The organism is Actinoplanes sp. NPDC051388 (assembly GCF_055586225.1).
Window position 1 is genome coordinate 158529 of record NZ_JBVJIP010000019.1, and the last position, 24837, is coordinate 183365.

General features: G+C 70.7%; 23 protein-coding genes. 14 read left to right on the forward strand and 9 right to left on the reverse strand.

Annotated features, from left to right (window positions below; translation table 11 throughout):
* Positions 1-483 precede the first annotated feature (483 nt).
* From ACZ6TI_RS37910 to ACZ6TI_RS37935, 6 genes are all read left to right on the forward strand, one after another.
* On the forward strand, positions 484-714 hold the full coding sequence (locus ACZ6TI_RS37910; RefSeq protein ID WP_465350069.1) for a DUF5999 family protein: 231 nt from the start codon (positions 484-486) through the stop codon (positions 712-714).
* Between the two features lie 53 nt (positions 715-767).
* The gene (locus ACZ6TI_RS37915; protein ID WP_465350070.1) at positions 768-3095 is read left to right on the forward strand and encodes an ATP-binding protein; all 2328 of its coding nucleotides are present in this window, start codon (positions 768-770) and stop codon (positions 3093-3095) included.
* Between the two features lie 34 nt (positions 3096-3129).
* Complete coding sequence (locus ACZ6TI_RS37920) at positions 3130-3531, forward strand: VOC family protein (RefSeq protein WP_465350071.1); 402 nt, start codon at positions 3130-3132, stop codon at positions 3529-3531.
* 69 nt (positions 3532-3600) lie between these two features.
* Positions 3601-4188: an ArsR/SmtB family transcription factor gene (locus ACZ6TI_RS37925; RefSeq protein WP_465350072.1), complete on the forward strand. Its 588-nt coding sequence runs from the start codon at positions 3601-3603 to the stop codon at positions 4186-4188.
* Between the two features lie 48 nt (positions 4189-4236).
* A complete protein-coding gene (locus ACZ6TI_RS37930; protein ID WP_465350073.1) occupies positions 4237-5442 on the forward strand; it encodes an MFS transporter in 1206 nt (401 codons plus the stop codon).
* Positions 5439-6200, forward strand: a complete 762-nt coding sequence (locus ACZ6TI_RS37935; protein ID WP_465350074.1) for a polyphosphate kinase 2 family protein — start codon at positions 5439-5441, stop codon at positions 6198-6200. The genes ACZ6TI_RS37930 and ACZ6TI_RS37935 overlap by 4 nt, the downstream gene beginning before the upstream one ends.
* A 24-nt stretch (positions 6201-6224) precedes the next feature.
* Here the strand turns inward: ACZ6TI_RS37935 and ACZ6TI_RS37940 are convergent, their stop codons facing one another.
* Positions 6225-6716 (reverse strand): TspO/MBR family protein, encoded by a 492-nt coding sequence (locus ACZ6TI_RS37940; protein ID WP_465350075.1) that lies wholly within the window; start codon positions 6714-6716, stop codon positions 6225-6227.
* An 87-nt stretch (positions 6717-6803) separates the two neighbouring features.
* Between ACZ6TI_RS37940 and ACZ6TI_RS37945 the strand changes: the two genes are divergently transcribed.
* Positions 6804-6950 (forward strand): hypothetical protein, encoded by a 147-nt coding sequence (locus tag ACZ6TI_RS37945; RefSeq protein WP_465350076.1) that lies wholly within the window; start codon positions 6804-6806, stop codon positions 6948-6950.
* Here the strand turns inward: ACZ6TI_RS37945 and ACZ6TI_RS37950 are convergent.
* Complete coding sequence (locus tag ACZ6TI_RS37950) at positions 6940-8646, reverse strand: alpha-glucosidase (protein WP_465350077.1); 1707 nt, start codon at positions 8644-8646, stop codon at positions 6940-6942. The two genes, ACZ6TI_RS37945 and ACZ6TI_RS37950, sit on opposite strands and share 11 nt — an antisense overlap.
* 151 nt (positions 8647-8797) lie before the next feature.
* Here ACZ6TI_RS37950 and ACZ6TI_RS37955 point away from each other — a divergent pair, with 151 nt between their 5' ends.
* From ACZ6TI_RS37955 to ACZ6TI_RS37975, 5 genes are all read left to right on the forward strand, one after another.
* Positions 8798-9799, forward strand: coding sequence for a glycosyltransferase family 4 protein (locus tag ACZ6TI_RS37955; RefSeq protein ID WP_465350078.1), 1002 nt, complete (start codon positions 8798-8800; stop codon positions 9797-9799).
* A gap of 134 nt (positions 9800-9933) precedes the next feature.
* Entirely contained in the window at positions 9934-11082 is a 1149-nt protein-coding gene (locus tag ACZ6TI_RS37960; protein ID WP_465350079.1) for a glycosyltransferase, read from the forward strand.
* Positions 11079-12167, forward strand: a complete 1089-nt coding sequence (locus ACZ6TI_RS37965) for a glycosyltransferase (RefSeq protein WP_465350080.1) — start codon at positions 11079-11081, stop codon at positions 12165-12167. Before ACZ6TI_RS37960 ends, ACZ6TI_RS37965 begins: the two co-directional genes overlap by 4 nt.
* 8 nt (positions 12168-12175) lie before the next feature.
* Positions 12176-13654 (forward strand): glycoside hydrolase family 130 protein, encoded by a 1479-nt coding sequence (locus tag ACZ6TI_RS37970; protein WP_465350081.1) that lies wholly within the window; start codon positions 12176-12178, stop codon positions 13652-13654.
* Positions 13655-13702: 48 nt separating this feature from the next.
* Entirely contained in the window at positions 13703-15184 is a 1482-nt protein-coding gene (locus tag ACZ6TI_RS37975; RefSeq protein WP_465350082.1) for a diguanylate cyclase domain-containing protein, read from the forward strand.
* Here the strand turns inward: ACZ6TI_RS37975 and ACZ6TI_RS37980 are convergent.
* Positions 15096-15893, reverse strand: a complete 798-nt coding sequence (locus ACZ6TI_RS37980; RefSeq protein WP_465350101.1) for a response regulator transcription factor — start codon at positions 15891-15893, stop codon at positions 15096-15098. The two genes, ACZ6TI_RS37975 and ACZ6TI_RS37980, sit on opposite strands and share 89 nt — an antisense overlap.
* Positions 15894-15997: 104 nt before the next feature.
* Positions 15998-17377: an ATP-binding protein gene (locus ACZ6TI_RS37985; RefSeq protein WP_465350083.1), complete on the reverse strand. Its 1380-nt coding sequence runs from the start codon at positions 17375-17377 to the stop codon at positions 15998-16000.
* Positions 17378-17506: 129 nt separating this feature from the next.
* Between ACZ6TI_RS37985 and ACZ6TI_RS37990 the strand changes: the two genes are divergently transcribed.
* Positions 17507-18184: a YqeB family protein gene (locus tag ACZ6TI_RS37990; protein ID WP_465350084.1), complete on the forward strand. Its 678-nt coding sequence runs from the start codon at positions 17507-17509 to the stop codon at positions 18182-18184.
* Between the two features lie 188 nt (positions 18185-18372).
* Here ACZ6TI_RS37990 and ACZ6TI_RS37995 read toward each other — a convergent pair whose 3' ends face one another.
* Complete coding sequence (locus tag ACZ6TI_RS37995; protein ID WP_465350085.1) at positions 18373-19200, reverse strand: methyltransferase domain-containing protein; 828 nt, start codon at positions 19198-19200, stop codon at positions 18373-18375.
* A 180-nt stretch (positions 19201-19380) separates the two neighbouring features.
* Here ACZ6TI_RS37995 and ACZ6TI_RS38000 point away from each other — a divergent pair, with 180 nt between their 5' ends.
* Positions 19381-20400, forward strand: coding sequence for a Gfo/Idh/MocA family protein (locus ACZ6TI_RS38000; RefSeq protein ID WP_465350086.1), 1020 nt, complete (start codon positions 19381-19383; stop codon positions 20398-20400).
* A 1-nt stretch (position 20401) separates the two neighbouring features.
* Here ACZ6TI_RS38000 and ACZ6TI_RS38005 read toward each other — a convergent pair whose 3' ends face one another.
* From ACZ6TI_RS38005 to ACZ6TI_RS38020, 4 genes are all read right to left on the reverse strand, one after another.
* Complete coding sequence (locus tag ACZ6TI_RS38005) at positions 20402-21241, reverse strand: SDR family oxidoreductase (protein ID WP_465350087.1); 840 nt, start codon at positions 21239-21241, stop codon at positions 20402-20404.
* 322 nt (positions 21242-21563) lie between these two features.
* Positions 21564-22646 (reverse strand): amidohydrolase family protein, encoded by a 1083-nt coding sequence (locus tag ACZ6TI_RS38010; RefSeq protein WP_465350088.1) that lies wholly within the window; start codon positions 22644-22646, stop codon positions 21564-21566.
* Positions 22643-23848, reverse strand: coding sequence for a kynureninase (gene kynU / locus ACZ6TI_RS38015; protein WP_465350089.1), 1206 nt, complete (start codon positions 23846-23848; stop codon positions 22643-22645). Before kynU ends, ACZ6TI_RS38010 begins: the two co-directional genes overlap by 4 nt.
* Positions 23848-24705: a tryptophan 2,3-dioxygenase gene (locus ACZ6TI_RS38020; protein WP_465350090.1), complete on the reverse strand. Its 858-nt coding sequence runs from the start codon at positions 24703-24705 to the stop codon at positions 23848-23850. The genes kynU and ACZ6TI_RS38020 overlap by 1 nt, the downstream gene beginning before the upstream one ends.
* Positions 24706-24837: the final 132 nt, after the last annotated feature.

The following is a 24837-nucleotide window of genomic DNA, read 5'->3' on the forward strand; positions in this document are numbered from 1 at the left end:
GATAACTACCCGGATCACTACCCGTGTTCTGCCCGCCAGCACGCGTTGTAATCTTCCGCCCTCGCATCGAGTCGTCGACCAGCCCGTTCACAGGATCGTGAGCAGGACTTTTGTGCAGTCGCGGAGCATTCTCGCGGCCGATCCGGGTTTCGGACCCCACTGCGACGTTGGCATCGCCTGCTCACGCTGAGCACCCGTATGGCCGTACTGGAAAGCGTGTCTTTTGCGCGGCTGGTGCACGTCCGTCCACGACCGACTCCGGGAAAGCCCTCCTGCATGGACGCTGAGTGACGACCGCAATGCCGGGAGCGCTTCCACCACCGTCACGAACCGGGGCGCATCGTGTTCTTCCGGGCGGATATCACGGAACGTAGTTGTCGAACGGCGGACAGAGAGTTAAGGAAAACCGGGTAGCGCTCAGGTAGTTCGACCGTGTCCACTGGTAGATGTCCGGGCCATTCTGGATGTCGGAAAGGAGTAATCATGTGCCAGCACGTGCCGCTCTGCCCGGGGGCGGCCGACACCGACCACGACGCGGCGAAGGTTGTCGCGACGCATCCCGAGCAGGGGTGGAGTCTCCTCTGCAACGGCGTGGTGACGTTCGACGACACCGGCGAACTGCTGCCCGACGGCAGCGCCGTGGCGCCGCACCCGCCGCTGATTCGCACCCCCTGCGCGCCTCTCGCATCGACGCGGAGCGCCGTGCTCGCCTGATTGTCGTGATTCCGGCCATCCCGGCACGGGCGGTCAACCACTAACGTGCTCCTATGAGCACCGCCACGACCGCGCGCGGTTCCCTCGGCAACCTGCCGGCCGAGGTGACCAGTTTCGTCGGCCGGCGCAGCGAGGTGACCCAGGTCCGGCGCATGCTCTCCAGCAGCCGCCTGGTCACCCTGACCGGCGGCGGCGGGGTCGGCAAGACCCGGCTGGCGCAGCGGGTCGGCGGCGAGATGCGGCGCGCGTTCCCGGATGGCGTCTGGTTCGTCGAGCTCGCCGAGCTGCGCGACCCCGACCTGGTCGCGGTCACCGTGGCCGAGGCGCTCGGCATCCGCGAGGAGTCGGTCAGCCCGGACGCGCCCGGCCTGGCCGGATTTCTGGCCGACCAGCAGGCGCTGCTGATCCTGGACAACTGCGAGCAGCTGATCGGCGCCTGCGCCGACCTGGCCGCGCTGATCCTGCGCAGCTGCCCCGACGTGCGCATCCTGGCGACCAGCCGGCAGGCGCTGCGCACCGCCGGCGAGGCCACGCTCACCGTGCAGCCGCTCTCCGTGCCCGACCCGGATGTGCCCGCCACCCCCACCGAGCTGGCCCGCAGCGAGTCGGCCAGCCTGCTCGCCGAGCGGGCCGCCGCGGTGCTGCCCGGCTTCGAGGTCACCGAGGACAACTCAGCCACCGTCGCCCGGCTCTGCCAGGCGCTCGAGGGGGTGCCGCTGGCGATCGAGCTGGCCGTGGCCCGGCTGCGGGTGCTCTCCCTCGATCAGATTCTCGAGCGGCTGACCGACCGCTACCAGTTGCTGACCAGCGGCACCAGGAACGCGCCCGCGCGGCAGCAGACGTTGCGCGCGCTGATCGACTGGAGCTGGGAGCTGTGCTCGCCGGCCGAGCGCACGTTGTGGGCCCGGGTCTCGGTCTTCTCCGGAGGGTTGGAGCTGGACGCGGCGGAGCAGGTCTGCGCCGACGACACCCTGCCGGCCGGGTCCATCCTCGACCTGATCGCGTCGCTCGTGGACAAATCCGTGCTGACCCGGATCGGCGACGGTCCCCGGGCGCGCTACCGGATGCTCGAGGTGGTGCGCGAATACGGCTGGATGCGCCTGGCCGAGTCCGGCGAGCAGGCGACGATCGCCGAACGGCACTGCCGGTTCTATGCGGCGCTGGCGACCTATGGCGACCGGCACTGGGTGAGCCCCGACCAGGCCGCGGTGATGCTGCGGCTGCGGCACGAGCAGGCCAACCTGCGGGTGGCGCTGGAGTGCGCGGTGACCGAGGGGCCGGCCAAGGTGGCGCTGCGCTTCGCGGCCGACCTGGAAAATCACTGGTTCGTGCGCGGCTTCCTCTCCGAGGGCCGGCACTGGCTCGACCGCGCGCTCGCGATGCCGACGCCGCACCACTGGACCAGGGTGAAGGCGCTGCGGGTGACGGCGTTCATCGCCACCGTGCAAAATGACTTCTTCCGGGCCGACGCGCTGATGGCGGACGCGCGCACGCTGGCCGCGGAGCTGCCCCGGTCGGTCGAGCTGGCATACATCCCGCTGATCGAGGGCAACATCGCGATGTTCCGCACCGACCACGTGCGCGCGCTCGAGTTGTTCGAGGAGGCGCTCACCGGGTTCCGCGAGTTCGGCGCCCGCAGTGGCGAGATGTGGACCCTGGCCTGCCTGGGCCTGACCCGGGGCCTCTCCGAGAACCCTTCCGACGGATACCCGGACCTGATCGCCTGCCGGGACATCGGCATCGCGCACGGCGAGGTGTGGTGGCGGTCGTTCGCGTTGTGGGCGCTGAGCGTGCTGCGCTGGCGTGACGACGACAACGCCGGCGCCACCGCGGCCGCCAAGGAGAGCCTCGACGTGCACACGCTGGTCGAGGACGAGCAGTTCGGGCTGGGCCTGTCGCTCGAGGCGCTGGCCTGGGTGGCCGGCAGTGAGCGGCGCGACCAGCGCGCGGCCCGGCTGCTCGGCGCGTCCCGCCGGGTGTGGCAGGCGATGCACGCCTCCCTGTCGCCCTTTCGCAGCCTGCAGGACTTCCATGAGGAGACGACGGCCTCGGTGCGGGCGCGGATGGGCGACCGCGCGTTCGAGGCGGCCCTGAAGCGGGGCTCCGAGCTCAGCACGGCGGACGCGGTGGCGATGGCCATGGAGCGCACGGTCGCACCGGCCCAGCGCGCGTCGACCGACGACTCCGGGCTGACCAAGCGCGAGCGCGAGGTGGCGGCGCTGATCGGCGAGGGCCTGAGCAACCGCGAGATCGCCGCCCGGCTGGTGGTGGCGCAGCGCACCGCCGAGGGGCACGTGGAAAACATCCTCAGCAAGCTCGGCTTCAGCTCGCGGGCCCAGGTGGCCGGCTGGCTGGCCGCGCAATCTTCCGGGGATTCCTGACACGCCCTGTCAGTCTTGCCCGGCAAGATCGGTCGTGTTCGAGATCCGTCCTCCGGAGAAAGGCACCGACATGCCCGGCTTCGCATCACTGGCGATGTTCAACCTCGACGCCGACGACCCGGCCGCGCTGGCCGCGTTCTATGCCGCTGTGCTCGGCTGGGAGGTGCAGCACAGCCAAGAGGAGTACGCGATGATCGGCGACGGGTCGGTCAGCATCGGCTTCGGCAAGGTGCCCGGCTACTCCGGCCCGGGCTGGCCCGACGAGGGCACGCCGAAGCGCTACCACCTCGACTTCTACGTCGAGGACCTGGACAAGGCCGAGGAGCAGGCGCTGGCCGTGGGCGCGACCAAGGCGGCCGAGCAGCCCACCCCGGACCGCTGGCGCATCCTGCTCGACCCGGGCGGCCACCCGTTCGACATCTGCCTCAAGTCCTAGCCTTCCCCGAAGCCCGGATGCCAAGCAACTGCTTGACATCCGGGCTTTCCTTGCGCCACGATGCCAAGCATGTCTTTGGAATCCGGCCGCCGGTCGATCTCCGATCCGCTCGCGCTGCGCGCGCTGGCCCACCCGCTGCGCCTCAAACTGCACGCCCTGGTCGGCCGCGAGGGGGCGATCACCGCGGCCGACGCCGCCCGCCAGCTCGGGATCAGCCAGGCGCTCGCCTCGCACCACCTGCGGCAGCTCGCCAAATACGGCTTCGTCGAGCCGGCCACCGCCGGCGACCAGCGGGAGCGGCCGTGGCGGGTGACCGCCACCTCGCAGGACTTCAAGCCCGACTCCCCGGACGCGTGGGAGTCGGTGGAGATGCTCGAACGGCACATGCTGGAGCGCACCACCGCCCAGTTCGCCGATTGGCAGGAGCGACGGCCCGAGGCCGGGGCGGTGTGGGCGGAGAACACCGGCATTTCGCAGAACCTCGTCTATCTCACCGAGGACGAGATGGCGGCGTTCTCGCAGGCCTGGGACGACCTGATCACGCCGCTGATCACGCGGCGGCCGCTGGGTGACACCGCGAAGCGGCCGGCCGGCACGCTGCCGGTGGACATCACGCTGATCGCGGCGCCGGTGCGGGCCACCGAGTCGGGCGGCTGAGCGCGATGTCGCCTCATTGCTCTCCCATCGACCGGGCGCGGCTCCGCCATGCGTGATCTTCTTCGCAGCCGCGATCTGCGGAGCCTGCTCGTCGCGTCGCTGATCTCGTCCACCGGCGACTGGATTCTGCGCACCGGGCTCGCGTACCAGATCTATGTTCTGACCGGATCGACCCTCGCCTCGGCCGGCGCCTTCCTCGCCTCGCTGATCCCGCAGATCGCCTTGAGCTCGATCGCCGGGGTCTATGCCGATCGCTGGGACCGCCGCACGCTGATGATCGGCACCAACCTGCTGCACGCGGTGGTCCTGGTGCCGCTGCTCGCGGTGCGCGACGCCGGGCAGGTGTGGATCGTGCTGGTGGTGCTGGCGGCGTCGAGTTGCCTGGCGCCGTTCTTCCAGTCCGCCGAGCAGGCGCTGCTGCCGAGCCTGGTGCCGGCCGACCGGCTGATCACCGCGAACTCGCTGAACGCCCAGGTGCGCGACGTGTCCCGGCTGATCGGCGCGGCGCTCGGCGGGGTGGTGGCCGGGTTCGGCGGGATCGCGCTGCTGGCCGTGGTGGACATCGTGACGTTCGTGGCGGCGGCCGGGCTGCTCGCGCTGATCCCCCGGGTTTCCCGTGCGGTCCGTTCGGCGCGACCCCACATCCTGCGCGAGTGGGTGGCCGGGGCGCGGATCTCGGTCGGTCGCCTGCCGCTGCGCGTGATCATGGCGTTCGTGCTGATCACCGGCGTCGGTGAGGCGATCATGGGAACGCTGATGGCGCCGTTCGTGCGCGACGTGCTGGGCGGGGACGCGCGAGCCTACGGCACGATCATGTCCGCGCAGGCGGTCGGCGGGCTGGTCGGCGGGCTGGTGACCACGCTGGTCGGGCACCGGTTCCCGGCCCGGCTGCTGCTCGGCTGGGGGGCGGTCGCGTTCGGCGTCCTCGACCTGGTGCTGTTCCTCTATCCGCTGGTGTTGCGCACCTGGTGGCCGGCGCCGCTGCTGATGATCGTGATCGGGCTGCCCGGCGCGCTGACCATCGCCGGCCTGATGACGGTGTTCCAGACCGAGACCGCGGACGAGTTCCGCGGCCGGGTCTTCGGCTTCCTGACCGCGCTGGAAGGGGTGGCGATGCTGGCCGGCACGGCGGTGGCGGGAACGCTCGGCGAGCGGATCGGGATCGTGCCGGTGATCGCGGCACAGGGCTTCGGCTACGTTCTGGCCGGTGTCCTGGTGCTAGTTGCGCTCCGATCGGTGAAGATGGCCTCATGACGCGCCTCTCGAAGGTCGAACCGCTGGTGAAGCTCTCGAAGGAGAAGGGCGAAGCCCGGCTCGAGGCGGCCCAGCAACGCCTGCTGCGACTGCGGCTGCTGCTCGGCGGTCAGCTCGGCGAGCACAAGATCGGGCCGCCGCTGTGCGTGGTCTTCGAGGGATGGGACGCCTCCGGCAAGGGCGGCGCGATCAAACGCCTGGTGGCGCCGCTCGACCCGCGGCACGTGCGGGTGTCCCAGTTCGCCGCGCCGACCTATGACGAGAAGCGGCACCACTTCCTGCAGCGGTTCTGGAAGGTGCTGCCCGGCTGGGGCGGCATGACGGTGCTCGACCGGTCCTGGTACGGCCGGGTGCTGGTGGAACGCGTCGAGGAGTTCGCCACCACGGCACAGTGGACGCGGGCGTACGACGAGATCACCGAGTTCGAGCGCACGCTGACCGCCGAGGGCATGATCCTGATCAAGTTCTGGATGCACGTGTCGGCGGAGGAGCAGCTGCGGCGGTTCGAGGACCGCGCCGGGGATCCGCTGCGCTCGTGGAAGCTGACGGACGAGGACTGGCGCAACCGCGACCGCCGCGACGACTACGAGAAGGCCGTCGAGGACGTGCTGGAGCGCACCGATCGGCCGCAGGCCAGGTGGCACGTGGTGGCCGGGGACAACAAGAGGTATGCGCGGGTGGCCGTGCTCGAGCAGGTGTGCCACACGGTGGAGAAGCAGCTGACCAAGCGCGGCTACGACCTGCACGACGCGGACTGACCCGTCCCAGGTGTCCGATGGTGCTCAGTTCGCCTGCCAGATCGCGAAGTTGAGAGCGGTGGCGAAGGTCACCCAGGCCCAGTAGGGCACCAGCAGCAGCGCCGCCGGGCGGGAGATCGGGCGGAAAAGCCAGATGGTCGCGCCGATCAGGAGCCACAGCACCGCGATGTCGGCGAGAGCCAGGCCGTATCGGCCGAAGCCGAAGAAGATCGGGGTCCAGATCGCGTTGAGGGCGAGCTGCGCGGCGTACACCGAAAGGGCTCTGGTCCATCCGGTGCGGCGCCAGACCAGCCAGCCGGCCACCGCGATCATGACATAGAGCGCCGTCCACACCGGACCGAAGAGCCAGGACGGCGGAGCCCAGGAGGGATGCTCGAGACTTTGATATTCGGCGGCGGTGCCGGCCACGCCGAGCCCGCCGATCAGGGCGGCCACCGCCACGGCCAGGCCGAAGCCGGCGAGGCCGACCCAGGTGGCCGACTTGGTGCGGGGCGGATGCGCGGCGTGAGTCGTCATGAAGGGGGACTACCCGCCCAACCGGGTTTGGCACACCTCGATCCCGGGGTAAGGCTGCGCCGCCAACCCAAAGATCGAGGAGTCCCAATGTCCATCCAGGCAGTGTTCTATCTGATCGCGGTCATCCTGCTGGTGCTCGCCGCACTGCCGATCGGCACCCGCGGCGTATCGCTCGTTCCGCTCGCCGCGGCGTTCGCCCTGCTGGGGTATTCCTGGGACATCATCACGCCGTGATGGTCCTCCGGTAGACCACGACCTGCCAGCCGCCGATGGTCCAGTCCGTCGGCGGCTGCTCGTCGTTGTTGAGCAGCAGCTCGGCCCCCTCCCAGGCGCCCGGGTCGGGCAGTTCGGCCCGGGCGGGCGCCGGGCCGAAGTTGCCGATCACCAGCAGCTCGGTGGCGTCCAGCCGGCGGGTGAACGCGTACAGCCGCTCGTCGTTCGGCATCAGCATGCGGAAGTCGCCCTCCACCACGGCCGGCTCGGTGTGCCGCAGCTCGATCAGGCGGCGGTACCAGTGGAAGACCGAATCCGGATCGTCGACCGCGGCCGCCGCGTTGATCTCCTTGTAGTTCGGGTTCACCGCCAGCCACGGCACGCCGTCGCCGGTGGTGAAGCCGGCCTGCGGCGAGGCGTCCCACTGCATCGGCGTGCGCGCGTTGTCCCGCCCCCGCGCCCGGAGCACCCGCAGCACGTCCTCCGGCGACCGGCCCTCCTGGCTCACCGCCTGCGCATATTGCCCGAGCGCCTCGATGTCGCGGTGGTCCTCGATGCCGTTGAACGGGTAGTTCGTCATGCCGATCTCTTCGCCCTGATAGACGTAGGGCGTGCCGCGGTGCAGGTGCAGCACGGCGCCGAGCATCTTGGCCGACGCCACCCGGAACTCGCCGTCGTCGCCGAACCGGGAGACCACCCGGGGCTGATCGTGGTTGTTCCAGTAGAGACTGTTCCAGCCCACCTCGGCGAGGCCGGCCTGCCAGCGCCCGAAGATCGCCTTGAGGTCGGTGAGCTTGAGCGGCTGCAGCGCCCACTGGTCCGGGCCCTTGTCCACCGACACGTGGTCGAACTGGAACACCATGTCGACCTCGCCGCGGGCCGGGTCGGTGTAGAGCTTCGCCTGGTCCACGGTGACGCCGGGCATCTCGCCGACGGTCAGCAGGGCGTCCCGCCCGGCGAAGACCCGCTCGTGCATCTCGTGCAGGAACTCGTGGATGCGCGGGCCGTTCAGGAAGGCGGCGCCACCGTCCGCGTACGCCGAGCCCATCGGAAGCTCGCCGTCGGGCAGCGCGGTGTCCTTGGAGATGAAGTTGATGACGTCCATCCGGAAGCCGTCGACGCCCCGGTCGAGCCACCACCGCATCATCGCGTGGATCGCCGCGCGGACCTCCGGGTTCTCCCAGTTCAGGTCGGGCTGCTTGCGGGAGAAGATGTGCATGTAGTACTCGCCGCTGACCGGGTCGAACTCCCAGGCCGGGCCGCCGAAGAACGAGCCCCAGTTGGTCGGCTCCGCGCCGGGCGCGCCGGGCTCCATCCCCTCCCGGGCCGGCCGCCACCAATACCAGTCCCGCTTGGGCGAGGCCGGCCCCGACCGGCTCTCCACGAACCAGGGGTGCTCGTCCGAGCTATGGTTCACGACAAGGTCCATGATCAATTTCATGCCACGCTCGTGCGCGCCGGCCAGCAGCTCGTCGAACACCTCCAGCGAGCCGAAGACCGGGTCGATGTCGCTGTAGTCGCTGATGTCATAGCCGTTGTCGTCCTGCGGGGACGGATAGATCGGGGAGAGCCAGAGCACGTCGACACCCAGGGCCGCCAGGTAATCGAGCCGGCCGATGACGCCGCGCAGGTCGCCCATGCCGTCGCCGTCGGAGTCCGCGAAGCTCCGGGGATAGATCTGGTACACGACCGCGCTCTTCCACCACTCATCCGTCATGTCTCCTCCATAACACGTGGGAACCGCACCAAACCCGCGAAACCTGCTCGCAACAAGATCGTGCGGTCACATACTGGCTGGGTGATTTAGGCCGTCCTCAGCCCTGCCGCCGCTCTTGTCCGGACCATGGCTGAGCCGTTTGGGAGGCGAGATGAAGATTGCCCTGCTGGGACCGATCGCGTGGCGAACACCGCCGCTGCACTACGGCCCCTGGGAACTGATCACCAGCCTGCTGGCCGAGGGGCTCGCCGCGCGCGGGGTGGACGTGACGCTCTTCGCCACGCTCGACTCGCAGACCAAGGCGACTCTGGACGGCGTCTGCCCGAGCGGCTACGAGGAGACGCCGGAGATCGACGGCCGGGTGTGGGAGGCCATGCACGTGGCGCACGCGTTGCGGCGCTCCGGCGAGTTCGACCTCGTGCACAACCATCTGGACTGGCTGCCGCTGGCGTTCTCCCAGCACTGCGCCGCGCCACTGGTGACCACGATCCACGGCTTCTCGGGCAGTCGCATCCTGCCCGCGTACCGCAAAGCGGACTCCTCCTACGTCTCCATCTCGGACAGCGACCGCTCCCCCGACCTCGACTACGTGGGCACCGTCTACCACGGTGTCGACCTCGAGGCGCTACCCTTCGACCCGGACGGCGGCGACGGGCTGGTCGCGTTCGGGCGGATCCACCCGGACAAGGGCACGCACACCGCGATCGAGATCGCGAAACGGTCCGGCCGGCGACTCACGCTGTGCGGCATCGTGCACGACCAGCGTTACTTCCACGACCTGGTCGAGCCGCACATCGACGGCGAGCAGGTGGTCTACCTGGGCTCGGTGGGACCGTCGGACCGCGGGCGGATCCTCGGAGGCAGCGCGGCGTTGCTGCATCCGATCGCGTTCGCCGAGCCGTTCGGGCTCTCGGTGGTGGAATCGATGGCCTGCGGGACGCCGGTGATCGCGTACCGGAAGGGGTCGATGCCCGAGGTCGTCGACGAGGGTGTCACGGGACGCCTGGTGGCGGGCGTGGACGAAGCGGTGGATGCGGTGCGTGAGATCGAGGCGATCGATCGGGGCGGCTGCCGCGTGCGGGCACGGGAGCGTTTCGGCGCCGATCGCATGGTCGACGAATACCTGCGGGTTTATCAGAAAGTAATCCGCTAACAAACCATTTTGGTACGCTCGAAATGCGCAAATTGGACCAATTACCCACCTTAGGTTTCCTCGCGCCTCGCCGGATCCGCGTCGCCGAGAGATCGTGCTGCGGGGAGGCAGCCGCCGAGTCAGAAAGGCCTGTCATGCCCGCCACCTACGGCTTTCTCAGCACCTATCCGCCGACCCAATGTGGTTTGGCGACGTTCAATGCGGCGCTCGCCACGCATCTCAATACCGGCGGCGCGAAGAGCAACGGCGTGGTCCGCCTGCTGGCCGGCAGCAACCAGGGCGGCAAGCCGATCGACCGGGCGGCGCCGCGGGTGGTGCACACCTGGGACACCGATCGGCCCGGCGGCTGGGTCGCGGCGTCCAACGCGCTGAACCGTTTCGACGTGGCGATCGTGCAGCACGAATACGGCATCTACCCGGGCGCCACCGGTGACGAGGTGCTGCCCCTGCTGCGGGCGCTGAAGAAGCCGAAGATCGTGGTGCTGCACACCGTGCTGGCCAATCCGGACCCGCTGCAGCGCTCGGTGCTGGAACGGATCGTGGCGGCGGCCGACGCGGTGGTGACGATGACCGACACCGCTCGCCGCCGGCTCGCCGAGGGCTACCGGGTCGACCCGGACAAGATCTCGGTGATCCCGCACGGCGCGACCAGCCACAGCAGCGCGCCGCGCGACCGCCACGACGTGCCGCACCTGCTCACCTGGGGTCTGCTGGGGCCGGGCAAGGGCATCGAGTGGGCGCTGCGGGCGCTCGCCGAACTGACCGACCTCGACCCGGCGCCGGTCTACACGGTCGCCGGTCGCACCCACCCCAAGGTCCTGGAACAGCACGGCGACGTCTACCGGGACGGCCTCAAGAAGCTCTCCGCCGATCTCGGCGTCGCGGGCGCGGTGCGCTGGGAGGACGTCTATCTCGACCAGGCCGCGTTGAGCCGGCTGATCCGGTCGGCGGACGTGGTGGTGCTGCCCTACGACTCCACCGAGCAGGTCACCTCGGGCGTGCTGATCGAGGCGGTCGGCGCCGGGGTGCCGGTGGTCGCGACCGATTTCCCGCACGCGGTCGAACTGCTCGCCGACGGCCCCGGGCTGCTGGTGCCGCATCAGGACCCGGCGGCGATGGCGGCCGCGGTCCGGCGGCTGCTCGCCGACCCCGAGACGACCAGGCTCGCCGGGCTCGCCGGTGGGCCGACGCTGCGCTGGCCCGCGGTGGCCGCCCGCTATCAGGCGCTGGCCGGCAAACTGCTGGCCGCGCGCACGCCCGCCGCGGCGGGCGTCCCCGCGTGAGCGCGCAGACCCTGCGGCTCGTGCCGCCACCGCCACGTCTCGCCGACGCACCCGCTCCCACCTGGTCACACGTGGCCCGCCTCTCCGACGATGTGGGCCTGCTCGAACACGCCCGCAACGCCATCCCGCGGCGCGAGCACGGTTACTGCGTGGACGACGTGTCCCGCGGCCTGCTCGTCGCCAGCCGGGAGCGGCAGCCGACCGCCCAGGTGGTCGCGCTCGCCGAGCACTACCTGGCCTTCCTCACGCACGCGGCCGGCCCGGACGGCGGCTTCCGCAACCGGCTGAGCTATGACCGCCGCTGGCTGGACGAGCCCACCACCGGCGACTGGTGGGGACGCGCCGTGTGGGGCCTGGGCACGGCCGCCGCCCGCAGCACCGTCCCGTGGATCCGCCGAGAGGCGATCGAGGCCTTCCGGATCGGGGTGCGGGCGCGCTCGCCCTGGCCGCGCGCGATGGCCTTCGCCGGGCTGGGCGCCGCCGAGATCCTGCGCGTGGATCCGCGGGACACCGACGCCGCCTCGCTGCTGGCCGACGCCGCCACCGCGATCGGCACGCCCGCCGCCGACCCCGAGTGGGAATGGCCGGAGCGCGAGCTCACCTATTCCAACCCGGCGCTGGCCGAGGTGGTGATCGCCGCCGGTGACCTGCTCGGCGACGAGGCGCTGCTGGCCGACGGCCTGCGCATGCTCGACTGGCTGTGCCGCATGCAGGAGCACGACGGGCACCTGTCCACGGTGCCGGTCGGCGGCTGGCGCCCCGGCGTGCCGAAGCACCGGCACGACCAGCAGCCGATCGAGGCGGCCGCCACCGCCGACGCCTGCGCCACCGCGGCGACGGTCACCGGCGACGACCGCTGGGACCGGCCGCTGTTTCAGTCGATCGCATGGTTTCTCGGCGACAACGACACCGGCGTGGTCATGTACGACGCCCAAACCGGTGGTGGTTATGACGGATTGAAGGCGGATGGTCCTAATCTCAATCAAGGTGCCGAATCCACTCTCGCGCTGGTCTCCACGCTGCAGCACGCTCGTGCGCTGACGGCCCGGCGAAGCGCGACTCGACCGTCAGGCGGCTTAGCATGACCGCAACCATGAATTCCGCTGAGCTGGCCATCCGGATGGACCTCACCATGGCGCCGGACGACCGGCGTGTGGTGATCAAGCTGTTTGTCCCCGGCGAGGACGCCCAGCTCGTGCAGAACAGGGCTTCCGGCCTGATCGAGCGCATCCTGCAGCTCGACGAGGACGAGACCACCCGGCTGCTCGACGACCTGCTGGCGCGTTTCGCCGGCCGGCACCACGACCTGCTCGGCGTCTTCCAGCACCACTACGAGCTGGTCAGCCACCGCGTGCCGGCCGAGATCGAGCTGTCGCCGAGCGCACGCACGCTGATCGGCGCCTATTTCAGCCACGAGTTCGCGGTCGAGGCGGCGGCACTGTGCAACCCGTCGATGGTGCCGCACCCCGACCAGACCGAGCTCGGGCCCGGCGAACTGCGCGTGGCGATCAGCCTGCGGCAGATCGGCGAGGGCCACATCTCCTCGATCGGCTTCGTCGCCGCGGTCCTCGGCCCCGGCCCGCTGATCCGCCTGGAGGACCGGAACGGGCCGCTGATGATCGGCCAGCGCACCGGGGCGAAGCACCTGCTCGAGCAGCTCGCCGCCGGCCTGGCCGACGAGGAGATCGACAACGAGGCCTCCGCGCACGTGCTGTCGGCGCTGCCGGAGCGCTTCGACGACGAGGAGTTCGAGGACGTCATGGGTCACATGCCGGCCGAGCTCTCCGCCCGGCCGACGGCGGTGGAGACGCTCGAGGTGATCCGGCGCATCGTGAACACGGACTATGCGGTGAACTTCCCGTGCACGGTGCCGCTGGGCCAGCGGGTGCTCTGGCCGGCCACGCCCGCGGAGAGCAACGGCATGGAGGACGCCCGCTTCGTCCAGGAGATCGAGCCCGACGGCCGGGTGATCTACCACGCCACGTACACCGCCTATGACGGGCGGCACATCGGCGGGCGGATGCTCACCACCAGGGACATGCGGCACTTCGAGGTGACCGCGCTGCACGGTCCGGCGGCCCGCAACAAGGGCATGGCGCTCTTCCCGCGCCCGGTCGGCGGCCGCCGGCTGGCGCTCTGCCGCAACGACGGCGAGACCCTCGGGCTGACCGCGCTGGACCAGCAGAATCGCTGGCAGCCCGCGGTGCCGCTGCTCACACCGCATCGCGGCTGGGATCTGATTCAGGTGGGCAACTGCGGCTCCCCGGTGGAGACCGAGGCGGGCTGGCTGGTGCTCACGCACGGCGTGGGCCCGATGCGGCGGTACGCCATCGGCGCCATGCTGCTCGACCTGAGCGAGCCGGAGCGGGTGATCGCCGACCTGCCGCACGGGCTGCTGGACCCGGACGAGATCGAGCGCGAGGGCTACGTGCCGAACGTCGTCTACTCGTGCGGTGGTGTGGTGCACGACGGCCGCTTCTGGCTCCCGTACGGCGCCAGTGACGTGCGGGTCGGTTTCGCCTGCATCGACCTGGACAGCCTGATCGGCGCGATGGTCCCGGTTCAGCACTGAGCCGGCCCGGTGCCTCAACTCGGGGCTCCCGGTGCCGACTGGAAGTCCATGCGCACGCCACTGGACCGGACCAGGCTGATGGCCGGCCTCGTCTCCATCGGCGTGGTGACCGCTCACGCCTGGCCGCTGCTGACCACACACGGTGACCCGAACCGAACGGGCGCCTCGATGCTGGCGCTGTGCCTGCTGCTGGTGGTGCTCGTCCTGACCATCCGGCTCGATCGCCCGGTCGCCTTGGAGTCGGTGCTCGTGCCGGCCCTGCTCGTGGCGGTCGGCGCGGGCCTGGACGATCCGCTGCGCATCCTGACGATCACCATCGCGGTCTACGCAACACTGGCATTGCACGGGTCGGCGCGGGGCTGGGCGATCCGGACGGTCCTGGGCCTGGCGATCATCCCCGGCAGCGTCGCGCTCGCCGAAGCGCTCGGCGGTTCCGGCCCGGCGTGGCACTCCAAGCAGGTGCTCGGCATGGTGCCGTTCGTGCTGCCGGTGGGCCTGGTGATGCGCAACATCCGCCGGATCCTCGTCAATCAGGAGCTGGTCTCGAACCGGGACGCGCTGCTCTCCACCGCCGGCTCGCGGATCCTGGCCGCCACCGATGTGGCAGAGGTCCACGGCATCGGCGCCGAACTCTCGGCGCGGATGCTCGAACAGACCCCCGGCACCGCGATGATGATCATCCGCTCCGAGCCGGACGGCCTGCGCGTGCTGCGCAACCTCGGCATGGAGAAGCCGATCCGCGGCGAGATCGTGCCGCCGGCCGCCGTGGAGGACCCGGTCAGCTACTTCGCGGAGCTGGCGCCTCGGATGCGGCACTGGCGCGTGGAGGCGACCGCCGACCGCTATCTGCTGCTCGGCGGTATCCGCCCGGTGCGGGACGACGTGCTGGTCGCCTTCCGCAACCTGATGCACCAGATCGTGCTGGGCGAGACCAGCCGCAGCGTGCTCGCCGAACTGCAGCACCGCGCCCATCACGACGACCTCACTCAGCTCGCCAACCGCGAGCTCTTCCGGCAGCGCCTGGACGCGGCGCTGGCCGAGGCGCCGGCCGGGACGGTCGCCCTCTGCAACGTCGACCTCAACGACTTCAAGCAGGTCAACGACACCTTCGGCCACGCCGCCGGGGACGAACTGCTGGTCGAGGTCGCCGCGCGACTCCGAGCGGCCGCGGGCGACACCGGTCTGGCGGCCCGCCTCGGCGGCGACGAGTTCGCCCTCCTGCTCACGGGCCTCAGCGGCCCGGATGATGCGGACCGCCGCGCCGCCGAACTGAGCGCCCGCATCGACGGCCCGGTGCACCTGAGCGCAGCAACAGTCCGGGTGAGCGCCAGCGTAGGCCTCGCGACCACCACCCCGTCGGTCGCGGCCGCCGACCTGATGCGCCGCGCCGACACCGCCATGTACGCCGCCAAGGTCGCCGGCAAGAACCGCGTCGAGCACTTCATCGGTGGGCATCGTGGACCAGCAGAGCCACCTGCACCCGGTTGGTCAGTTCCAGCTTGGTCAGGATCCGCGATACATACGCCTTGACGGTGGCCGTGCTCATCCGCAGCGTGGTGCCGATCTCCTGATTGGTGCGCCCCCGCGCCACGAGAAGCGCCACCGCCCGCTCCCCGGTGCTGAGCCGAGCCAACGCGGCTTGCGCCCGAACCCGCCCCGGATCGGTATCGGCCCGCGCCACCAGAGTCATCATCCGGCGCAGAACCTCAGGCGACAGCATCGGCTCCCCAGCCGCCACCCGCCGCACAGCATCGGCGATCTCCTGCGGCGGCGTGTGCTTGAGCAGAAACCCACTGGCCCCGGCCCGCAGCGCCCGCAACACATGCTCGTCCGCGTCGAAGGTGGTCAGCACGATCACCTGAGGCGCATCCCGCCGCTGCCGCAACGACTCGGTGGCGGTCAGGCCGTCCATCCCCGGCATCCGGATGTCCATCAGGACGACGTCGGGCTTGTGGGTGTTGACGGCCGAGGCGACCTCGGTGCCGTCGGAGACCGCGCCGGCCACCTCGATCCCGTCGAACGCCCCCAACATCATGGTCAATCCGGCCCGCACCAGCGCATCGTCATCAACCAACAGCACGCGCACGACCTCCGGCACCACCGACGCCCCATCTCCCGCCGGCCCCACGGCCGTCCCGCCCACAGTCGCCCCATCCCGCGCCAGCCCTACGGCCGTCTTACCCACCGTCGCCCCATCCCCCGCCGGCCCCACGGCCGTCTCACCCACCGTCGTCGCCACCGAGTCCTTCGCGGGCTGCTCCCCCTCTCGCCGCTCGGCGGCGGGTGAATCTCCCGCTTCCGGCTCGTCCACCGGTGGGGTGCCTGCCTCGATGCGTCCCGGCATCATGTCGCCCACGGCAGCCGAGCCGTCAGGCGAAACTCACCGTCCGCCGTCGGGCCGTGCTCGAGACTCCCGCCGGCCAGCTGAACCCGCTCCCGCAGGCCGATCAATCCGGCACCGGCGCCGGGCACGCCGCCAGCCGCCACGACCGATTCGGCAGCCCTCGTCGGCAGGTCCGGCATGGCCGCCTCCCTCGCTCCCGCTGCCTCCCCAACCTCAGCCGCAGCCGGTTCATCCACCGATGCGCGGAACCCAGCCGACCCAGCCGATTCCCTGGTTGGTGCCAGCACCGCGGATCCGGCCGGGCCTGCCGTCCTCGCCGGCTCTTCCGCGGCCGACCCGTGGCCGGACGCCCATGCCTCACCTGCGGCGGCCGAGCCGGCTGGGCCGGCTGGGTGCGAGCGCCCGAGCAGGGCGTTGTCGACTTTGACCACCAAACCCCAGGTGTCAAGGTTGCTCACGGACACCCGGACCGGCGCTCCCGGGGCGTGCTTGCGCGCATTGGTGAGTGCCTCCTGCACGATCCGGTAGGCGTTTCGCCCCACGGCCTCGGGCACCTCGGCCTCGTCGTCCAGATCAAGGTCGATCGAGACACCCGCCTGCCGGCACTCGTCCACCAGCGTCGGCACGTCACCCAGCGTCGGCAGCGGGCGGTCCTCAGCCGGATGGTCGCGCAACATCCCGATCACCAGACGCAGATCCTCCAGCGCGTCATAGGCGCACTGCCGGATCACCCCGGCCGCCGCCCGCTCGTCCTCCGGCGCGTCCCGTCGCACCTCCATCGCGCCGGCATGCAGCGCCAGCAGCGAGATGCGGTGTGCCAGCACGTCGTGCATCTCTCGTGCGATGCGCTCACGCTCGGCCAGCCGGGCCTGCTCGATGCGCATCCGCTGGCCCTCCTCGGCCTGTCGGGCGCGCTCGGCCCAGGAACGCACGAGCAGCCGGTGCGAGCGGATCAGCATCGCCACCGCCAGCACGCTGATGTGCAGGAGCACGAGGAAGACGACGGCCTCGCGATAGGAGCGGTCGTCGGCGATGGCCAGCCGATAGACCGTGGTCACCGCAGCGGCATAGAGGACGAACAGGACGATCGCGGTGCGCGCCCGCCGGTGCAACCCGACAGCGAACAATGCGATCGGAAGAGCGCCCATCGGCATCGCGAACATGATGGCCAACGGCATCAGACCGAGGGTGAGCGCGACCGGATGCTCACGGCGCAAGAGGATCAGCGCGACGACCGAAATCGCCCCGGTGACGAACTCGACCCGGTGCGGCGGATCCTGCCCGACCGACTCGAACGCGAAGAAGACGCCGAGCATGAGAGCGACCAGCCCGAGGGTTACCTCGAGCAGCCACTGCTTCGCTGTCCGTCTGCGCCACATGCCGAAAACGTACCGGCGGGGGATGCGGCTGGACAGTCGCCGACGGTCGACGTCGTCGTCGACTTTGGTCTATCCGACATAGCCGCCAGACCGTAGCAACGGCCGTGCGACGCCGCGAAGACTGATCCCGTGCTCGACGAGACGACGACTGTGACGACCCCGCTCTGGGCCCGCATCGCGGTGTGGACCGTGTTGCCGGCGGCCGGCGCGGCGCTGCTGCTAGGTCTCGATCGGCTCGCCGATTTCGCGGTGCGGTTCCCCTGGGCGCCGATGCGCGGGGTCTTCAAGCTGGTGCAGGGGTTGCCGGAGCCGCACGCGACGATCGGCGCGCTGGTTCTCGGCGCGATCGCCGGGCTGGTGCTGGCGGGCTTCGTGCAGGCGGAGTCATTGACGGTGCGGGTGAGCAGGACGGAGGTGGAGATGACCAGACCCGGGGTGCGACGAGTGGTGCCGCGCGGCGATGTGGCGGTGGTGTTCCGCGACCGCGACCAGCTGGTGCTGCTGGGCCGCATGGGGCAGGAGCTGGCTCGCGAGCCCTTCCATCTGTCCCCGAAACGGATCATGCCCGCGCTGCGGACACACGGCATCGCCTGGGCCGACAAGGATCCCTATGCGGACGCCTATCGGCGATGGCTGCCAGACCTGCCCGAGATCTCCGCCACGGCGAGCGCGGTCTTCGCCGCCCGGCAGAAGGCGCTCGACGGCGGAGACAGCCGCGACGTCACCGAACTGCGCGACGAGCTCGCCCGCCTCGGCTACGTGGTCCGCGACGACCACAAGCGCCAATACTGGCGCCGGGTGTCCTGATGCCGACCCACCAGGCGTCGCCTGTCCTGCCGCCAGGCCCGAGGTCGCCTGTCCTGCCGCCAGGCCCGAGGTCGCCTGTCCTGCCGCCAGGCCCGAGGTCGCCTGTCCTGCCGTCAGGCCCGAGGATGTTCCGCCGCAGGCCGGCGGGGTCCGCCGCGGGTCGGTCCAGATCGCTAACCGCCAGACAGCTACTGCACCGTGCCGGCCACGACCCAGATCGTGAGGACCGCGAGGAAGTCGCCGCGGCCGCCTGCGTGGTCGACCTCCGTCAGCCAGGCGTCGCGCACGTCTCCGCCCGGCCACATGCCGGTTTCCGCCGGAACCATCGGGTTGACCATCGGAAGGACTACGGCGGCCGAGGCGGGCGTGTCGAAGAAGAGGGTGAGCGGGGTCGCCTCGACCTCGGTGAGGCCGGCTCGCACCAGCCGGCCGCGCAGGGTGCGGCCCATGTCGACCTGGCTGGCGGTGAACTGCGCCAGCATGTGCGACCGCACGGAGCCGGTCAGGCCGGGCGGCATGCCGTCGAAGGCGAGCGAGTGCCAGTCGGTGTCGATGAGGCAGATGCGGCCACCGGGGCGGGTGACACGGATGAGTTCGCCGATGGCGCGGTCGGCGTCGGCGACGTGTTGCAGGACGCGTTCGCACCAGACGCCGTCGACGGTGTCGTCGCCCAGGTCGATGTCGGAGACGTCGCCTTGGATGTAGTCGACGTTGCTGCCATCGTGCCGCCGGAGGGCGGCCTCGATGGTGACCGCCGAGTAGTCCAGCGCGGTCACCCCGCCGGTCGGGCCGGCCAGCGCGGCCAGGCGCCGGGCCACCTCGCCGCCGCCGCATCCGGCGTCCAGCAGGCGCGCGCCGGCCGCGGGGTGCAGCGCGTCGAATCCCGCCTGGCGGACCCGTTTGATCTCCGGATGCCGGGACATCTCAGCGAGCGCCTCGATCAGCATCGCCAGCATCGGCGGTGGCATTCGGTCGAGATCTGCGAACGGCGTGCTTGTCCCCGTGGCATGGTCCATTGCGCAATTGTGCGGTCGAGATACCCCTTGAGCAGGGACTGGTCAGCCATCCGACAACGGCGCGCTCAGAGCCGGGCTGCCGCCACCGCCGAGGCGGACAGGATCGGCCTGCGTGCGTGCATGCCGAGCACAAGCCCGACGGAATACATCTCCCCACCCCAGCCGCCTAAGATCGGAAACATGGCTGAAAGCGTGCGGTATGGCTTGGTGGGATACGGCCCCGGCGGGCGGATATTCCACGCCCCGCTGATCGTCTCCGTGCCGGGCATCGAGTTCGCCGGGGTGGTGACCCGGTCGCCGGAGCGCCGGGCCGAGCTGCCCGCCGGGCTCACCGCCTATGACTCGATCGCCGCCGCGGCCGCCGACGGCGTTCAGGCGGTGACCATCTCCACGCCGGCCGCCACCCACGCCGAGCTGGCCCGTGAGGCGATCGGACTGGGCCTGGCCACGGTGGTGGACAAGCCGTTCGCGTTGGACGCCGAGGCCGCCCGCGAGGTGACGACCGCCGCCGCGGAGGCGGGGGTGTTGCTGTCGGTCTATCAGAACCGGCGCTGGGACTCCGACTTCCGCACCGTCCGCCGGCTGGTCGCCGAGGGTGCGCTTGGTGAGGTGCGGCGTTTCGAGTCGCGGTTCGAACGCTGGGAGCCGGGTCGCATGCCGCCCGCCGCCGGCGGTGGAACGCTGCTGGACTTCGGCTCGCACCTGGTCGATCAGGCTCTGGTGCTGAACGGCCCGGTGGCCCGGGTCTATGCCGAGGTGCGCGGCGACGGCGACCTCGACGACGACGTGTTCGTGGCGCTGCACCACGAGAACGGCGCCGAGTCACACCTGTCCGGCAGTTGGCGGCAGGCCGCGCCGGGCCCGCGGTTCCGGGTCAGCGGCACCACCGGCACCTACATGGTGGACGGCATCGACGGCCAGGAGGCGGCGCTCAAGGCCGGCCGGACCCCGGCGGCACTGGGCGAGCGCTGGGGCGTCGAGCAGGAGCACGCGTGGGGCCGGCTCTACCGCGGCGCGACCGGCGCGCCGGTGCGATCCGAGCGCGGACGCTGGGACGAGTACTACAAGCTGTTCGCGGCGGCGGTCCTCGGCGAGGGTCCGGCGCCGGTCGACCCCTGGGATTCGGTGCGCGGCCTGGACATCCTGGACGCGGCCCGGATCAGCGCGACGACCGGAGAGACGGTCAACCTGGGCTCATGAATCACCGTGACGAGGCGAGCAACCGCGCCAACGAGGTCGCCGGGTGCCCACTCAGCTCCTCGACGGCAGGCGACACCGCGGCCAGCTCCCCCGCCGCAACCGACGTATAGGTGCTCACCCAAGCCGTGACCTGCCAGTCCGGCGCCCCGAACCCGGCCCGCGACGCATAAGCCTCGTCAACCGTCTCCTCGTGATAGCGCACCGCCCGCCCGGTCTCCCGGGTGACGATCTCCGCCATCTCCGCGAACGACAACGCTTCGGGCCCGGTCAGGTCGTAGGTTTTCCCCACATGCGCACCCGGCGCCCGCAGCACCGCCTCGGCGACGTCCGCGATGTCGTCCTGCGCCACGACCGCCGCCCGCCCATCGCCACCGGGCCCGCGGATGACCCCGTCCTCGCCGACCATCAGCGGCAGAAAATCGGCATACAGGTTGTCCCGCAGGAACGTGTACGGCACCCCACTGCCCTTGATGTGCTCCTCGGTGGCCCAATGATCCCGAGCCAGCGTGAACACCGAATCCGGCGCCGCCCCCACGAACGACGTGTAAACCAACTGCCCGACCCCGGCCGCGGCCGCCGCATCCACGAACGCCCGATGCCGATCCACCCGATCCACACTCTCCGCCCCGGAAACCATCAGCACCGTCTCCGCGCCCTCGAGCCCCCGCCGCACCGCCTCCCGATCGCCATATTCCGCGACCGCGACCTCAGCCCCATCCAGCCGAGGCGCCCGCCCGGCATCGCGCACCAGCAACCGCTGAGCCACTCCACCAGCCGCAAGCCGCCGAGCAACCCGCCCACCAAGCCGCCCGGTAGCTCCAGAAACCACGATCAACCCCATTCCCCCTGTCTACGCGAAGACCCCCGAATCCACCCCCTCCAACGCCAAAACAAACCCCCAAATCCCAAACCCTTTCCAGATACGCGCACCCCTGAGGCCCTCGTGACACCCGCCCAAGCCGAGCGCGGAGAGACCTCCGCGCGCACCCGCCGGGCTGTCCCGACCGGCAAACCCCCGCCGCACGATGGGGCGGAGGCAACACATCAGGGCATAGGTGGCGCGCGGCAGTCTCGCCAAGGCCGGAAGGAGGTGCGCGACTCCGAGCATGCCTGAGCCGGGCCGCACCGCGGAAACCGGCGGGCAAAGGCAGAGCTGGGGAGTGTTACGGGCCGGGGAAGGCGGGGCGGACCTCGGGGCCGACCACCCGGGCGGTCGCCAGGACGTCGGCGAAATGCGCCGGCTCCAGGTCCAGCCCGCCCGGGATCCATGCCGGTGGCAGGTCTTTCGAGTCCCACGTCATCGCGGTCAGGATTTCGGTTGGGGACAGGCCCGCGCTCAGCAACGCGGTTATCTCGCGGGGGTTGATTCCTGGGATCAGTGGGCCGTTGCCCAGATCTGTGCCGTAGACGACGCTGCCTCCGTACCCCAGGAAGCGCCTCAGGTTGTCGACTGCGGTGACCGCAGCGGGGGTTGATCTTCCGTAGCCGTGGATGTCGAGGGTGCTGATCCAGCGCATGCCCGCGGCGGCCGCGGCACGGAGCAGGCCGTCGTCCTGGGCTTCCGTCCACGGGGTGTGCGCCAGCATGTCGACCCCGGCCGACACCGCCGCCGCGACCGTGCCGGGGCCTTCCGCGTGCGCCACCACCGGCAGACCCCGCTCGTGCGCCGCCGACACGATCGCCGCCACCGTCGCCTCGGGCAGCAGCGGGCCACCGGCGTGCAACGTCACCTTGATCAGAGCGGCGCCGTAAGACGCCTGCTCCGCGACGGCGACGTCCGCGTCCGCGGCTGTGCTCACAAACCGGCAACACCCGGCCGGCGCCCACTCACGGTCGCTCGGATATCCACCCGGCGCGGTCAGGAACTGACCCGCGAAAGCCAGCCGCGGAAGCGACCCAACCACCGGCCGCGGATCCGACCCAACCGCCGGCCGCGGACTCAACCCGACCGCCGGCCGCGGACTCAACCCGACCGCCGGCCGCGGGATTGAACCGCCAAGCCGCCGCAGAAACGACGGGTTTCCGCCGAGATCCCAGACGCCGGCGATGCCACCGGCCCGGACCGTGGCCAGGTCGACCAGCTGAGCGTGCACGTGCGCGTCAGTCAGCCCAGGCAGCAGCGTGCCCGGAAACCGGACCCGCCGCGCCCCCGGCGCAGGCGACGGAACGAGCCGGCCGCCCCGCACGGCGGACCCGGCGACGAACCCCCCGTCCCACCAGATCGAATCGGCGACGAGCAGCGTCACGAAGACTTCACGATCAGATCACGCAGCACGCTCATCCCCTCGTGCACTTCGGCGAAACTGGTGCTCAGCGGCGCCGGGCCGATCCGCAGCCCGTCGGGGCGCCGGTAGTCCGGGATCACCCCGGCCGCCCACAACGGCTCGAGCAGCGCGTCGAAGCCGGGACGCCGCAACGTCACGTGCCCGCCGCGCAGCGCCGGCTCCCGCGGCCCGGCCACCTGCACGCCCAGCGGCTCCAACAGCGAATCAGCCAGGGCAAGCACATAGTCGGTCAGCCGCAACGACTTCGCGCGCACAGCCTCGATCCCGGCCGACTCCAGCATGTCCAGCGACGCGCTCAGCGGCACCATCGCCAGGATCGGCGGCGTGCCGCTCAGCAGCGCCCGCACGCCGGGCGCGAAGTCGTGGCCGGGACCCATCTCGAACGACGCCCGATGCCCCATCCAGCCCCAGATCGGCTGCCGCACCTCGTCCTGCAAGCCACTGCGCAGGTAGGCGAACGCGGGCGCCCCGGGGCCGCCGTTCAGGTATTTGTACGTGCACCCGACCGCCAGATCCACCCCCCACTCGTCCAGCCGCACCGGCACCGAGCCGGCGGAATGGCTCAGGTCCCACATCGCCAGCGCCCCGGCGTCGTGCGCGATCCGGGTGATCTCGGCCGCGTCCGCCAGCCACCCGGACCGATAGGCGACGTGGCTGAACAGCACCAGCGCGGTGTCCGGACCGACCACCGCGGCGACCTGGGACGGCTGCACGCCGGCCTCCGGATCGGTCGTGATCCAGCGCAGCCGCAGGCCACGCTCGGCGGCGATGCCTTCCAGCACGTACCGGTCGGTGGGGAAGTTGTCCGAGTCCAGCACGATCTCGTGGCGGCCGGGACGGGCGCCGACGGCGGCCCGGGCCAGCTTGTAGAGCAGCACCGTGGTGGAGTCCGCGACCACCACCTGCCCGGGCGCCGCACCCAGGGCGATCTCGCCGAGCCGGTCCCCCAGGCGCAGCGGCCACTCGAGCCATTCGTCGGTCCAGCCCTGGATCAGCCGGCCCGCCCACTGCCCGCGGATGAACTCGTCCATCCGCTCGGCGGCGGCGATCGGCGGCTTGCCGAGCGAGTTGCCGTCCAGATAGGCCAGCACGCCGGGCGCGGGCAGGAACTGCGCGCGGAAGGACGCGAGCGGGTCGGCCGCGTCGAGAGCTCGAAAGTCCACTACGGAAGAACCCCAATCTCGGTGCGCACCGCGTAAAGCTCCGGGAAGAACGTCAGATCCAGGGCCTTGCGCAGGAAGTCCACTCCACTGGACCCGCCGGTGCCGCGCTTGACGCCGATCGTCCGCTCCACCGTCTTGAGGTGCCGGAATCGCCAGAGCTGGAAGTTCTCCTCCAGGTCGACCAGTTCCTCGCACGCCTCATACGATTCCCAGTGCTCATCGGCCGCCGAGTAGATGCCCACGAACACCGGCACCAGGTCGGCGTTGAACCGGTAGGGCAATGTCACGTCCCGCTGCAGGATCTCCACCGGCACGTCATGCCCGTGCCGGTGCAGGTATCGCAGGAACTCGTCATAGACGCTGGGCGCCTCGAGCGCGTCGGTGAGCATCGCCTTGGCCGCCGGGTCGTCGTCGAAGAGCGACAGCATCCGGGCGTCCTTGTTGCCGAGCGTGAACTCCACCGCGCGATATTGGTAGGACTGGAATCCCGACGAGGTGCCGAGGAAGCTGCGGAACTCGGCGTATTCGCTCGGCGTGAGCGTGGCCAGCACCGACCACTGTTCGGTCAGGCACCGCTGGATGTGCTTGACCCGCGCCAGCCCCTTGAGCGCCGGCCGCAACTCGTCCGCCGCCAGCCGCCGCAGCACCTCACGCAGCTCGTGCAGCACCAGCTTGAGCCACAGCTCGGAGGTCTGGTGCTGCAGGATGAACAGCAGCTCGTCGTGGTGCGCCGGCACGCTGACCGGGTGCTGAGCGCTGAGGACCTCGTCCAGGTGCAGATACTTCCCGTACGAGAGATTGACCTTGAAGTCCCGCACGATGCCGTCGTCGAGCGGGCGCTGATGCCGGGTCGCCATTGACCTCACCTCCCTGCCGATGATCCTCCGGTAACAAGACCACACCATCGCGACCCCTCCGGAAAATCAAGGGCATGAGGTCGCAGCCGGGTGGGTGGGCGCGCGTCGCAGCTCCCGCCGGGCCGGGCGTGC